Origin of the sequence: Pelagibius sp. 7325, from assembly GCF_037652055.1 — a bacterium.
GTDB lineage: Bacteria > Pseudomonadota > Alphaproteobacteria > Kiloniellales > Kiloniellaceae > Pelagibius.
Genome location: NZ_JBBKAH010000002.1, coordinates 1397787 through 1410219 on the forward strand (window position 1 = coordinate 1397787; position 12433 = coordinate 1410219).

At 67.6% G+C, this 12433-nt stretch carries 12 protein-coding genes; 6 read left to right on the forward strand and 6 right to left on the reverse strand.

Annotated elements, in window-relative coordinates:
* Nucleotides 1-10 precede the first annotated feature (10 nt).
* The 6 genes from WDC82_RS08490 (at nucleotide 11) to murI (ending at nucleotide 5952) form a co-directional block, all read left to right on the forward strand.
* Complete coding sequence (locus tag WDC82_RS08490; RefSeq protein ID WP_340116827.1) at nucleotides 11-961, forward strand: TraB/GumN family protein; 951 nt, start codon at nucleotides 11-13, stop codon at nucleotides 959-961.
* Nucleotides 962-1220: 259 nt separating this feature from the next.
* Complete coding sequence (locus WDC82_RS08495; protein WP_340116828.1) at nucleotides 1221-2399, forward strand: aspartate aminotransferase family protein; 1179 nt, start codon at nucleotides 1221-1223, stop codon at nucleotides 2397-2399.
* Between the two features lies 1 nt (nucleotide 2400).
* Nucleotides 2401-3330: an ornithine carbamoyltransferase gene (argF, locus tag WDC82_RS08500; protein WP_340116829.1), complete on the forward strand. Its 930-nt coding sequence runs from the start codon at nucleotides 2401-2403 to the stop codon at nucleotides 3328-3330.
* A 52-nt stretch (nucleotides 3331-3382) separates the two neighbouring features.
* Entirely contained in the window at nucleotides 3383-4306 is a 924-nt protein-coding gene (locus WDC82_RS08505; protein WP_340116830.1) for an Hsp33 family molecular chaperone HslO, read from the forward strand.
* 168 nt (nucleotides 4307-4474) lie between these two features.
* A complete protein-coding gene (locus WDC82_RS08510) occupies nucleotides 4475-5062 on the forward strand; it encodes a hypothetical protein (protein WP_340116831.1) in 588 nt (195 codons plus the stop codon).
* A gap of 47 nt (nucleotides 5063-5109) precedes the next feature.
* Nucleotides 5110-5952, forward strand: coding sequence for a glutamate racemase (gene murI, locus WDC82_RS08515; RefSeq protein WP_340116832.1), 843 nt, complete (start codon nucleotides 5110-5112; stop codon nucleotides 5950-5952).
* On the opposite strand, the gene argE is transcribed toward murI, so the two are convergent.
* The 6 genes from argE to WDC82_RS08545 form a co-directional block, all read right to left on the reverse strand.
* Nucleotides 5949-7118, reverse strand: coding sequence for an acetylornithine deacetylase (gene argE / locus WDC82_RS08520; protein ID WP_340116833.1), 1170 nt, complete (start codon nucleotides 7116-7118; stop codon nucleotides 5949-5951). The two genes, murI and argE, sit on opposite strands and share 4 nt — an antisense overlap.
* Nucleotides 7119-7128: 10 nt before the next feature.
* Entirely contained in the window at nucleotides 7129-8574 is a 1446-nt protein-coding gene (locus WDC82_RS08525) for a TrkH family potassium uptake protein (RefSeq protein ID WP_340116834.1), read from the reverse strand.
* 91 nt (nucleotides 8575-8665) lie between these two features.
* Nucleotides 8666-9298, reverse strand: a complete 633-nt coding sequence (folE, locus tag WDC82_RS08530) for a GTP cyclohydrolase I FolE (RefSeq protein ID WP_340116835.1) — start codon at nucleotides 9296-9298, stop codon at nucleotides 8666-8668.
* Nucleotides 9299-9393: 95 nt separating this feature from the next.
* Complete coding sequence (gene apaG / locus WDC82_RS08535) at nucleotides 9394-9786, reverse strand: Co2+/Mg2+ efflux protein ApaG (protein ID WP_340116836.1); 393 nt, start codon at nucleotides 9784-9786, stop codon at nucleotides 9394-9396.
* 187 nt (nucleotides 9787-9973) lie between these two features.
* Entirely contained in the window at nucleotides 9974-10708 is a 735-nt protein-coding gene (locus tag WDC82_RS08540; protein ID WP_340116837.1) for an ATP-binding cassette domain-containing protein, read from the reverse strand.
* A gap of 25 nt (nucleotides 10709-10733) precedes the next feature.
* The gene (locus WDC82_RS08545) at nucleotides 10734-12431 is read right to left on the reverse strand and encodes an ABC transporter permease subunit (protein WP_340116838.1); all 1698 of its coding nucleotides are present in this window, start codon (nucleotides 12429-12431) and stop codon (nucleotides 10734-10736) included.
* Nucleotides 12432-12433 lie beyond the last annotated feature (2 nt).

The window sequence follows — 12433 nt, forward strand, 5'->3', positions numbered from 1 at the left end:
CGATCGATCGATGTTGTCGTCGTGGCTGTCGGCAGTGGTGGCAAGGTGTCGGCCGTTCTCCAGGGGGGCGGCGATTGCCTTTGCCTTGTTGACCGCGGCCTGCTCGGCTCCGCTACCCATGCCGCCGCCGATGGACATCCCGCATGGACACGGCCGTCTCTGGCAGGTCGATCACCCTGGAGCGCCGCCCAGCTACATCTTCGGCACCATGCACGTGACCGATCCACGGGTGTACGCGTTGCCCCAGGCCGTTGAGACAGCCTTTACGGAGGCAGACATCGCGATTTTCGAGGTGGATTACCGCCGCCCGATGAGCCTTGAGAAGCGGCGCCAGTATATTGAGCTCCCCAAGGGGCAATCCCTGGAAGACGTTATCGGCAGCAGCACTTATCGCGATCTGCGCAGGCTGATCTTCCGGCATCGGCTGCCTCTGTATAACTACTTCCGGGAACAGCCCTGGGTCTCCTGGGTCGCGCTGTCCGGCCGGGAGATATCCATCGGGCAAACCGAGAGTCCCGAGAAACCCATTCTGGACGACTGGCTGATCGTGCGCGCCAGAAAGGCGAACCGGGAGGTAGATTTCCTGGAGACCGCCCAGGAGCAGTGGCAGTCCTTCGCGGGCATCCCGATGGACGATCAGGTGGCCATGCTGCGATCGGCGATTGAGACCTACTATGACGGTCGTCTGCGGGTCGATCGGGTGGCGGTCTATGTCGAAGGCAATCTGGCACTCAGCTATGCTCTTTGGGAGCACAGTCTCAGCCATCTGGGCCCTGTACTGGCCCGACAATACACCGATCGCCTACTGAATGAACGCAACCACCGTATGGTCGAGCGCATGCTGCCTTATTTCGAGCGGCATTCGGCTTTCGTCGCCGTCGGCGCGCTGCACCTGCCTGGCGAAGAGGGGGTGCTCAGGCTGCTCGAGCAGCGCGGCTACACCTTGACGCGGTTGCAGTGATGGCCCTGGCCTGGGGGCGCAAAGGGCGGGAAGATCAGCGGAAAACCGGCGCTCCAGTTGACAGCAAGGGGCATTGTGCCAATAGTGTCGCCCCTTCAGCCCCGGCCCCTGGTAGTATTGGGTCCGTGTAGGCTGGACGCGGCCGGCCCCGGATCTCCGGCGCCGGCGGCAGGAAGACCCGTCCCCGCCCCAGAATATGAGGCATTTCGGCCCTTCAGGCCTGGCAAGGCTGGTTGGGCAAGGTATAGGAGTTCGGTCCGTGAGCGACGCCTTGATGCATACCTATGCGCGCGCCGACCTCGCTTTCGAGCGCGGCGAAGGCCCCTATCTCTACACGGCGGACGGGCGACGATTCCTGGACTTCGCGGCGGGCATCGCGGTGAATGCCCTGGGGCACAGCCATCCGCACCTGGTGAAGGCCCTGCAGGAGCAGGGCGCCAAGCTGTGGCACGTCTCCAATCTCTACCAGATCCCCGAGGGCCGCCGCCTGGCCGAGCGCCTGGTGGCGAACTCCTTCGCCGACAAGGTGTTCTTCTGCAATTCCGGCGCCGAGGCGATCGAGGGCGCGCTGAAACTGGCGCGCCGCTACCACTATGCCGCCGGCCAGCCGGAGCGCATGCGGGTGATCTCCTGCTCTGGGGCCTTCCATGGGCGCACGCTGACCACGCTCTCGGCGGCCGGCAATCCCAAGTACCTGGAAGGCGCCGGGCCGATCGCCGAGGGCTTCGATAATGTGCCCTTCGGCAATATGAACGAACTGCGCAACGCCATCCGCCCGGAGACCGGCGCGGTCCTGGTCGAGCCGATCCAGGGCGAAGGTGGTATCCGCCCGGCGGATCTGGAATACCTGCGCGCCCTGCGCAACGTCTGCGACGAATACGGCATGCTGCTGGTGCTCGACGAGATCCAGTGCGGCATGGGCCGTACCGGCAAGCTCTTCGCCTACGAATGGGCGGGGATCGAGCCGGACGTCATGGCGCTGGCCAAGGGCTTGGGCGGCGGCTTCCCGATCGGCGCCATCCTGGCCACCGAGAAGGCCTGCGGCGGCATGGTGCCGGGCATCCACGGCACCACCTTCGGCGGCAATCCGCTGGCCATGGCGGTCGCCAATGCAGTGCTGGACGTCATGCTGGAGCCCGCCTTCCTGCCCCAGGTGCAGGCGATGGGCAAGCTGCTGCGCGGCAAGCTGGAGGATCTCATCGCCCGCTTCCCGCACATCCTGGCGGAGGTGCGCGGCGCCGGGCTGATGGTCGGCATCAAGTGCGTGGTGCCGAACACCGAGCTGGTCGCCAAGCTGCGTGAAGAAGGCCTGCTGACGGTGGGCGCGGCGGAGAACGTCATCCGCCTCTTGCCGCCGCTCATCATCGAGGCCCGCCAAGTTGAAGAAGCGGTGCAGGCCATCGAGCGCGCCTGCAGCGCCATCGCGAAGGCGGCCTGAGATGAGCGAGTTGAAGAAGCGGGCAAAGCCCAAGCATTTTCTCGACCTCGACAGCTTCGAGACCGCCGAGCTGCGCTTCATGCTGGACGAGGCGGTACGTATGAAGCGCGGCGAGCCGGCCAGCACCAACGCCCTGCCGCTGGCCGGCAAGACGCTGGCGATGATCTTCGAGAAGCCTTCGACCCGCACCCGCGTCTCCTTCGAGGTGGCGGCACACCAGCTGGGCGGCCACGCCGTCGTGCTGGAGCCGAGCGGCACCCAGCTGGGCCGCGGCGAGACCGTTGCCGACACCGCGCGCGTGCTGTCGCGCTACGTCGACGCGATCATGATCCGCACCACCAAGGAGTCGATCCTGTTGGAACTGGCGGAGTACGCCACGGTGCCGGTGATCAATGGCCTGACCGACGTCACCCACCCCTGCCAGCTGATGGCCGACGTGATGACCTTCGAGGAGCATCTTGGTCCCATCGAGGGCAAGGTGGTGGCCTGGTCGGGCGACGGCAACAACATGGCGACCTCGTGGATTCACGCGGCGGTGCGCTTCAGGTTCGAGCTGCGCCTCGCCTGCCCGGAGATGCTGCGCCCGCCGCAGCGGGTGCTGGACTGGGCGGCGGCCCAGGGCGGCAGGATCGTCGTCTCCAGCGACGTCGAGGCCATGGTCGGCGACGCCGACGCGGTGGTCACCGACACCTGGGTCTCCATGGGCGACGGCGACGGCGAGAGCCGTCACAACCTGCTGCGCTCCTACCAGGTCGACGACCGCGTGATGGGGCTGGCCAAGCCGAACGCGATTTTCATGCATTGCCTGCCGGCGCACCGCGGCGACGAGGTGACCGCCTCGGTGATCGACGGGCCGCAGTCGGTGGTGTGGGACGAGGCGGAGAACCGCCTGCACGCGCAGAAGGGCATCCTCGCCTGGTGCCTGTCCTGAGGCCAATGTCCTCTCGCAAGCTCATGCATTTTAAGACACGTAGGGAAAGCTGATGCCAGAAGGCCGCACCGGTCCTGGCGGCCTGCAGGCCGACCAGGTGCAACCCTTCCTGATCGAATCCTCCGGGATCCGCGGGCGCCTGCTGCGCCTGGAGGGCGTCTGCGACCGCGTCCTGTCGCGCCACGCCTATCCGGAGCCGGTCGCCCGCCTGCTGGCGGAGATGCTGGCGCTCTGCGGCGCGCTGGCCAGCCTCATCAAGTACGACGGCATCTTCACCCTGCAGGCCAGCGGCGATGGGCCGCTGCGCATGATGGTGGTCGACGTCACTTCCGAGGGCGAGATGCGCGGCTATGCCGGCTTCGACCAGGCGCGCCTCGATGCGCTGATTGCCGAGAGCGGCGGGCAGCCGACGGTGGCGCAGCTCTTCGGTAAGGGCCACCTCGCCTTCACCGTCGACCAGGGCAGCTACAGCGAGCGCTACCAGGGCATTGTGGCGCTGAACGGCGACACCCTCGCGGACTGCCTGCAGCACTACTTCATGCAGTCCGAACAGCTGCAGAGCGGCATCGTGCTGGCCGCCGGGCGGCGCGGGGCGCACTGGGTTTCCGCCGCCCTGGTGCTGCAGCGCCTGCCAGAGGAAGCCGTCCACGCCATCGAGGACGAGGACGACTGGCGCCGTGCCATGGTGCTGCAGGCGAGCTGCAGCGAGGACGAGCTGCTGGACGACTCGCTCAAGTTCCATGATCTGCTATACCGCCTGTTCCACGAGGAGGGCGTGCGCGTCTTCGAGCCGCGGTCCCTGACCGACGGCTGCCGGTGCTCCCGCGCAAAGCTGGAAAACGTGCTGAAGACCATGCCGCGCGCGGAAATCGAGGAGATGAAGACCGACGGCGGCTCGGTGGAGGTGACCTGCGAGTTCTGCACCACCCTCTACAGCTTCGACAACGACGACTTGGATCGCATCTACGCGGACTGATCAGGGCGGTGGCCGGCGCCGCCGTTCGGAGCTGCCTTGATCCTGCCTGATTCCCCACTTATTCATAGGTTGCGGTTTATAAGATGGCGGCGGTCGGCGGAGGAACGTGCCGCCGGTGCAAACGTTGCCGAATCGTCACTCCCGTTCCGTTTCGATAGGAAGACTGCCATGCGTGCCTCCTTGCGTTTTGCCGCCCTCGTCCTGGTTGCCGGCCTGGTATCGGCCTGCGCGGTCGACGATCCGAGCAACCGTTTCGCCCAGATCACCTACCAGCATCTGCCCGACATCCGCCTCGACGTCGGCGAGATCCAGATCGAGCAGGCCTACGTGACGCCGGGCAGGGAACCCAACGTCGACCACCGTTTCCCGGTGCAGCCCAAGGACGCGGCGGCGCGCTGGGCGCAGGACCGTCTGGTCGCCGGCGGTGACCGCCTGACCTTCCGCTACATCATTCGCCAGGCCTCGGCGGTGGAGACGGAGCTGCCGAAATCCACCGGCGTCACCGGCATGCTGACCACCGACCAGTCGGAGCGCTACGAGACCCGCATCGTCGTCGAGATGCAGGTGCTGGACGGCCGCCAGGTCCAGGGTACCGCCAAGGCCGAGGCATCCCGCTCCGTCACCGTGCCGGAAGACATCAGCCTCAAGGAGCGCGAGCAGGTGTGGTACCGCCTGACTGAGGACACGATGAACGACCTCAACGACCAGCTCGAAGAAACCATCAAGTCGGCCTTCTTCCCCTACATCATGCTGTGAAGCGCCGCCTGTAGAGTGCGGAGCGAAAGGGCGGAGCGGATCGTGCGATGATCGGTGTGTTCGATTCCGGCCATGGCGGCCTTACGGTGCTGCATGCGCTGACTCAGCGCATGCCCCGCGAAGCCTTCATTTACTTGGGCGACCACGGCAACGCGCCTTACGGGCCGCGCCCGGAGGAGGAGATCTACGCGCTCACCCTGGCGGCGGTTGAGCGGCTCTTCGCCGAGGGCTGTCTGCTGGTGCTCATCGCCTGCAACACGGCTTCGGCGATCGCGCTCAGACGGCTGCAGCAGGATTGGCTGCCGCAAGCGGCGCCGGAGCGCCGGGTGCTGGGGGTCTTCGTGCCGATGGTGGAGGCGCTGGCAGGCGTCTCCTGGCGTGACGGCACGCGGGTGCCGGGCAAGGTCGCGCCCGACGGAATGGTCGCGGTCTTTGCGACCCAGCGCACCACGCATTCCGGCGCCTATCCCTTCGAAGTCGGCCTGCGTGCGCCGCACATGCGGGTGGTGAGCCAGGCCTGTCCGCATCTGGTCAATGCCATCGAAGCCGGCGAATCCGAAGCCGTGCTGCGCGAGCTGGTCTCCGGCTACGTCGCCGCCATGCTGGCGCAGACCGAGGGACGCGCGCCTGATGCCGCAGTCTTGGGCTGCACCCACTATCCCCTGGTGGCGCCGCTCTTCGCCGAGGCGCTGCCGAAGGGCGTGCAGCTGCTCGACCAGCCGGCCATCGTCGCCGACAGCCTGGCCGACTACCTGACGCGCCACGAGCGCTTTGCCGTGCAGCAGGGCGAGGCCGGCCATCGCCGCTTCCTCACCTCCGGCGACCCGGCCCGGGTCTCCGAATTTGCGAGCCGCTTCTTCGGTGCCGAACTGCGCTTCGAGAAGGCCTAAGCGCCTGCTGCCCAGTCGCGCAGTTTCAGCAGGAATTCCTCGCAGGCGGCGACCTGCTCCAGGGCGATGAACTCGTTGGGCTTGTGCGCCTGGTCGATGGAGCCGGGGCCGAACACCACGGTGGACATGCCGGCGCTCTGAAACAGGCCGCCCTCGGTCCCGAAAGAAACCACCCCGGCCGCGGTGTTGGAGCCGCTGAGGCGGCGCACCAGGCTCTCCGCGGCACCGTCGCTCTCCGGCGTCAGCGGCAGCACCGTCGCCATCTGCTCGGTCTCGATGGCAGCTTCCGGCGCGAACTCGCGGAGGGCGGGCAACACCTCGTTCTCCGCATAGGCTCTGAAGGCGGCGATGACCGCCTCGATGTCCTCGCCGGGAACCGGGCGGAACTCCCAGGCAAAGCGGCAGTCCTGCGCGACGATGTTCACTGCCTTGCCACCCTCGACCTCGCCTAGGTTGAATGTCGTGTAGGGCGGATCGAAGGTGCTGCCGGCTGGCGCCGTGCGGCGCTTGTCGGCGGCCAGCTCGGCGAGGAAGGCGATGAGCCGGCCAGCCGCCATGATGGCGTTGCCGCCGCGGTGCGGCTGGCTGGAATGCGCCGCCTGGCCGCGCACCCGGGTCTCGAAGATGTAGCAGCCCTTGTGGCCGTGGATGATGCGCATGGACGTCGGCTCGCCGACGATGACCATCGCGGGCAGCGGCAACCGGGCGGTGATGTCGTCGATCATGTGGCCGACGCCGGTACAGCCGACCTCCTCGTCGAAGGAGAGCGCGATGTGCAGCGGGTGCTTCAGCGGCTGGGCCTGGAATTCCGGCGCCAGCGCCATGGCCGTGGCGAGGAAGGACTTCATGTCGGCGGTGCCGCGCCCGTAGAGGCAGCCGTCGCGCTCGATTACGGTGAAGGGGTCGCTGTCCCAGGCCTGGCCGTCCACCGGCACCACGTCGCTGTGGCCGGACAGCACCACGCCGCCCGGCGCCTCGGGGCCGAAGCTGGCGAAGAGGTTGGCCTTGGTGCCCTCCGGATTGACGGTACGGCGGCAGCGCGCGCCCTGGTTCTCCAGGTAGTCCTGCGCGAAGTCGATGAGAGCCAGGTTCGACTTGGCGGAGGTGGTGTCGAAGCCGACCAGGCGTTCGATGAGGTCACGGGTCTGGGGACGGATGGAAACCATGAAGCCTTTCTCAGCCGCGCCAGAAGCTCGGCGCCAGGAGGATGAGGACGGTAAAGAGCTCGAGGCGGCCAAGCAGCATGCCCAGGCACAGCAGCAGCTTGGAGCTGTCGGGCAAGGTCGCGAAGTTTCCGGCCGGTCCGATGACGTCGCCGAGGCCTGGGCCGACGTTGGAGATCGCCGTGGCGGCGCCCGAGACGGCGGTGATGAAGTCGAGGCCCGTCATGCCGAGCCCGACAGCGAGCAGGGCGAAGCAGGTGGCGAAGAGGAAGAAGAAGCTCATGACCGAGGTGGCGACGGATTCGGGGATCGGCTTCCTGTTGTAGTAGGGGAAGAACACGCCGTTGGGCTGCGTCAGGCGGTGGATCTGCGCCTGAGCCGTGGCGTAGAGCACCTGCAGACGGAAGATCTTAATGCCGCAGGTCGTCGACCCCGCGCAGCCGCCGACGAACATAAGTACGAACATGAGCGACACCACGAAGCTGCCCCAGCGTCCGTAGTCGGCGGTGGCGAAGCCGCTGCCCGTCATCACCGAGATGACGTTGAAGGCGCTGTAGCGCAGCGCGTCGAGCGGGTCCATGAGGTCGAAGTGGTACAGCCACAGCGCCACCAGGCCCACCGAGATGGCGACGATGGCAAGGAACCAGCGCACCTGGGTATCGGAAAAGACGGGCCGGAGGTCGCCGCGGACGACTCTGAGGTACAGCACGAAGGGCACCGAGCCGAGGATCATGATGACGCTGATCGCCCAGTCGATGCCCGCGTTGTCGAAATGGCCGACCGAGGCGTCGTAGGTGGAAAAGCCGCCGGTGGCGATGGAGGTCATGGCGTGCGCCACGGCGTCGAAGCCGGACATCCCCAGTGACCACAGGACCAGGGTGCTCACGGCGGTCAGGAAGACGTAGACGATGGCGATGCCGCCGGCGATCTGCGCGGCACGCGGCAGCACCTTGTCGGCGTCGAAGGCCTCGACGCGGAACATCTGCATGCCGCCGACCTGCAGCATCGGCAGGATGGCGACGGCCATGACGATGATGCCGATGCCGCCCAGCCACTGCAGGATAGCGCGCCAAAGCAGGATGCCCGGGGGCGCGAAGTCCAGGCCGACGATCACCGTCGATCCCGTGGTGGTGACGCCGGACATCGCCTCGAAGAAGGCGTCGACGGGGTTGAGCTCAAGCTCCGAGAAGAGGAACGGCAGGGCCCCGAAGATGACGATGACCAGCCAGGCGAGATTGGTCATCACGAAAGCCTGGCGGATCGAGAAGCGGCGCAGGCTGGCGCGCGTGGTCAGCATCATGGAGACGCCGACGAAGAGGGTGACGAAGGCGGCGACCAGGAATACCTGCCAGTCGGGGTGGCCGACGGCAATGTCGACGATGGCGGGAATCACCATGGCGATCGCCAGGACCGTCAGCAGGATGCCGATGACGAAGATGACGGGGCGCAGCTCGATCATTGCGCCGCTTCAGCCCTGCATGCCGGTCTTGCGGCCACGCTGTTCATGATCCCCCGGTACCCCGCCCCCCTGCATCGAAACTGCCGGCCGCTCAGCCGCCGTCGTGGCCCAGGCTCGTGGGCGTTCCGACGAGGGAGAGGAACTCGCGGCGCGTCGAGGCATTGGTGCGGAACATGCCCAGCATACGGCTGGTGACCATCGATGTGCCGGGCTTGTGCACGCCGCGCGTGGTCATGCAGTGGTGCGTCGCCTCGATGACCACTGCGACACCCTTGGGATTCAGCACCTCGTTGATCGTGTTGGCGATTTGCGCGGTCATCTTCTCCTGGATCTGCAGGCGCCGGGCATAGGCCTCGACGACGCGCGCCAGCTTGGAGATGCCGACCACGCGGTTGTCCGGCATGTAGGCGACGTGGGCCTTGCCGATGATCGGCGCCATGTGGTGCTCGCAGTGGGATTCGAAACGAATGTCGCGCAGCAGCACCATTTCGTCGTAGCCCTCGACCTCCTCGAAGGTCCGCTCCAGCAGTTCCACCGGATCGACCGCGTAGCCCTCGAAGAACTCCTCGAAGGACTTCACCACGCGGTCCGGAGTACCGGCCAGCCCTTCGCGCGCCGGATCGTCGCCGGCCCAGCGGATCAGCGTCTCCACCGCGCCGAGTGCTTCCTCGCGCGACGGCCGTTCAAGCTTCTGCAAGGTCTGGATTTTCTGGCTGCTGGTCACGCTCGGCCGGCCTCCTCCTGCTGGTCCGCAAACAATGCCAAAAGGCCCGCTCCAAGGGGCTTGGCCTCCTGATTCTTAGCCCCCGGGGTAGCAGGTCAGTTCAGTTGCACGGGCTGGTGCGGGCTGTCCAGGGAAAAGGCCGGGATTTCGACATCGAAGCGCCGGCCCCCGGCGGCCTCCATCTCGTAGCTGCCGACCATGATGCCGGAGGGCGTGCTGAGCGGCGTGCCGCTGGTGTATTCGAAGCTCTCGCCCGGCTCCAGCATAGGCTGCTCGCCGACCACGCCGGCGCCATGCACTTCCTGCACGCGCCCCATGGAATCGGTGATCTGCCAGTGACGATTCAGCAACTGCACCGTCTCGCTGCCGGTGTTCTCGATCCGCACCTGGTAGGCCCAGACATAGTGGCTCTCGGTGGGGGAGGACTGTTCTTCCAGATAGATCGGTTTCACCGTCACGCTGATAGAGTCCGTCGTCGCCCTGTACATGGCCTTGCTGTTCCTCTGTCGGCCGGCCCAAAGGCGTCACCTCGTGGACATTCCAGGGAGGGACCGGCGGCGCGCTTTCCGCCGTCAGTCTACGCCGTGCCGGGCAGACAAGAAAGGGCCCCCTGATCCCGAGAAAAATCCATTGAAAATGTGTGAAATGGCGCCTCGCGGTTGCCGTTTGCGCTTTTCAGGGCGTGCCGCCTGGGCGGTGGCCGCGGCCGCTGGCGCGCCCGCCGAGGACACGCCCGTCGGCGTCGATCTGCAGGCGCGGGCCGCCGGCATCGGCGGCGTCCTGCGGGTCATGTGTGACAAGCAGAGTCGGCAGCGCCTGGGCACGGGCGTGCTCGAAGACGAAGCTGCGGAACTTCGCGCGCAGGGCAACGTCCAGCTTGGCGAAGGGCTCGTCCAGCAGCAGGGCGCGCGGCTCCGACAGCAGCGTGCGCAGCAGGGCGATACGCGCGCGCTGACCGCCCGACAGCGTCGTCGGATCGCGGTCGTAGAAGGCCAGCATATCGGCCTCGGCCAGTGCCGCCTCGATGCGCGCCCGCCGAGCGCGGCGGCCCTTCACCGCGGCAGGCAGTCCGAAGGCGAGATTGCCGGCGACCGAGAGGTGCGGGAAGAGAAGATCATCTTGGAACAGGATGCCGACGTGGCGCGTCTCAGGCGGCTTGTCGGAGACGTCGGCACCGTTCAGCAGCACCCGCCCGCTCCCCTCCAGGGCAGCGTCGAGAGTCCCGCAGATCATTGCCAGCAGGCTCGACTTGCCGCAGCCGCTGGGGCCCATGACGGTGACCACCTCGCCGGGCGGCACGGACAGGCTGACCGGCCCGATGATGTGGCGCACGCCGCCGGGCGCCGGGTGAACGATCTCCACCTGGCTGAGGGTGAGGCCCTGGCCGGTTGCCAACTCGATAACGCTCATCGGGCGACGCTCATTGGGGAAACGCTCATGCCGGTTGCACCGTGAGCTTGCGGGCAAGGGCCAAGGGCTTCGGCACGGCCAGCGCAGCGGCGAAGGCGATCAGCGGCAGCAAGGCCTGCAGAAAGGCGTAGACACCGATGACCCGGCGGTCGCCCCCCGCAGCGAGGCCGACGGCTTCGGTGGTGAGGGTGACGAATCGCCCGCCGCCGGCAAACAGCGTCGGCAGATATTGCGCCACGCTGACGGCGAAGCCGACCGCCAGCGCGAAGAGCACGGGGCGCAGCAGCATCGGCAGCTTCACCTGCCAGAACACCCGGTTGGGATGCGCGCCGAGACACAACGCGGTGCGCGCATAGCGCTCGTCGAGGGCGCGGTAGGAATCGCCCAGAGTGAGGAAGACATAGGGCAGCACGAACAGCAGGTGGCTCCATACCAGTGCCAGCCAGGTGGCGTCGATGCCGGTTTGGATCGCCAGCACCTGGGTCCCGAAGAGGAAGGCGACCTGCGGCACCAGCAGCGGCACGTAGAGCAGCCAGAGCGCGCGATTGCTGAGGGTGAGGCCACGACGCTGCTCGTTCTCCAGGCAGCCGAGCACCAGCAGCAGGGCGATGGCGGCGGCGAGGAGGCCGGTTGCCAGCGTGGTGCCGGCGACCGAGGCGGCGTGCGGCGCCTGGCGCGCCCAGGTCTCAAGGCCGAGGCTGGCGGGCAGCGCGTCGGGGAAGCGCCAGCGTTCGGTCACCGACCACAGCGCGAGGGCGAGGAGGCTGGCGGCGGCCAGTGCCACGAGCCCCTGCACCAGGCCCGCGGCCAGGGGGCGCGCCAGCCGCCCGTTGCCGCCGCGGCTGCCGCCGGCGATCCAGGCGCGGCCCAGGCGTTCGGCAAGGATCTCACCGAGCCGCCAGAGGCCGATGCCGGCGACGACGACCAGCAGCTGCAGGCAGGCGCCCGCGGCGGCGACGAAGCGCATCGAAAGGTCGGGGTCGTTGAACCAGCGCAGCACCTGCACGGCGAGCGGCGGCGGCGTCAGGGGCGCCAGGATGAGGGCGACGTCGACGACGGAGAGCGCATAAGCGAGCACGGCATAGAGCGGCAGGCGGATCTGTCGGTAGACCGCGGGCAGCACGGCTTTCAGCCAGGCGGTGACTGGTCCATAGCCGAGCGAGCGGGCGACGGCGAGGCGCTCGTCGGCGCGCACCTGTTCCAGGGCTGCCAGGGTCATCAGCAGCAGGAAGGGCATTTCCTTCACCACCAGGCCGAGGGTGAGCGCCAGCGCGTTGGGATCCTGCACCGTGGCGATGTCCGGCGGCAGCTGCCAGCCGGTTGCCCAGGGCGATACCAGACGCACCAGCCAGCCGCTCGGCGCGATGAGGAAGGCGAGGCCCAGCGCCACGGCGGCGTGGGGCAGGGCGATCAGCGGCGCCATCAGGCCGCGCACCGCGCGGACCAGGCGACCACCGTGGCAAGCGGCGAGAAAGCCCACGGTAAGCGCGAAGGCGAGGAAGGTGGCGAGGAAGCCGGACAGCAGGGTGAGGCGCAGCGACTCCCCTAGCCCCGGCTGTGCCGCAAGCATCGCCCAGGGCGCGAGGGTGAAGCTATCGCCGCCAAGCGCCGGGAGGTAGCCGAAGGCGGGCAGCCAGGTGCCGATGAGCCCGGCGATGACCGGCGCCAGGAACAGCGTCAGGGTGAGGGCGGGCAGGACGCTGAGCAGGCCGCGGCGGCGCATCT

Excerpts from the sequence above, each read along its gene's own strand:
- WDC82_RS08545 (WP_340116838.1), bottom strand. The coding sequence starts at position 12,431 with ATGCGCCGCCGCGGCCTGCTCAGCGTCCTGCCCGCCCTCACCCTGACG.
- WDC82_RS08490 (WP_340116827.1), top strand. The coding sequence starts at position 11 with ATGTTGTCGTCGTGGCTGTCGGCAGTGGTGGCAAGGTGTCGGCCGTTC.
- argF (WP_340116829.1), top strand. The coding sequence starts at position 2,401 with ATGAGCGAGTTGAAGAAGCGGGCAAAGCCCAAGCATTTTCTCGACCTC.
- argE (WP_340116833.1), bottom strand. The coding sequence starts at position 7,118 with ATGGTTTCCATCCGTCCCCAGACCCGTGACCTCATCGAACGCCTGGTC.
- WDC82_RS08540 (WP_340116837.1), bottom strand. The coding sequence starts at position 10,708 with ATGAGCGTTATCGAGTTGGCAACCGGCCAGGGCCTCACCCTCAGCCAG.
- WDC82_RS08510 (WP_340116831.1), top strand. The coding sequence starts at position 4,475 with ATGCGTGCCTCCTTGCGTTTTGCCGCCCTCGTCCTGGTTGCCGGCCTG.
- apaG (WP_340116836.1), bottom strand. The coding sequence starts at position 9,786 with ATGTACAGGGCGACGACGGACTCTATCAGCGTGACGGTGAAACCGATC.
- WDC82_RS08525 (WP_340116834.1), bottom strand. The coding sequence starts at position 8,574 with ATGATCGAGCTGCGCCCCGTCATCTTCGTCATCGGCATCCTGCTGACG.
- WDC82_RS08505 (WP_340116830.1), top strand. The coding sequence starts at position 3,383 with ATGCCAGAAGGCCGCACCGGTCCTGGCGGCCTGCAGGCCGACCAGGTG.
- murI (WP_340116832.1), top strand. The coding sequence starts at position 5,110 with ATGATCGGTGTGTTCGATTCCGGCCATGGCGGCCTTACGGTGCTGCAT.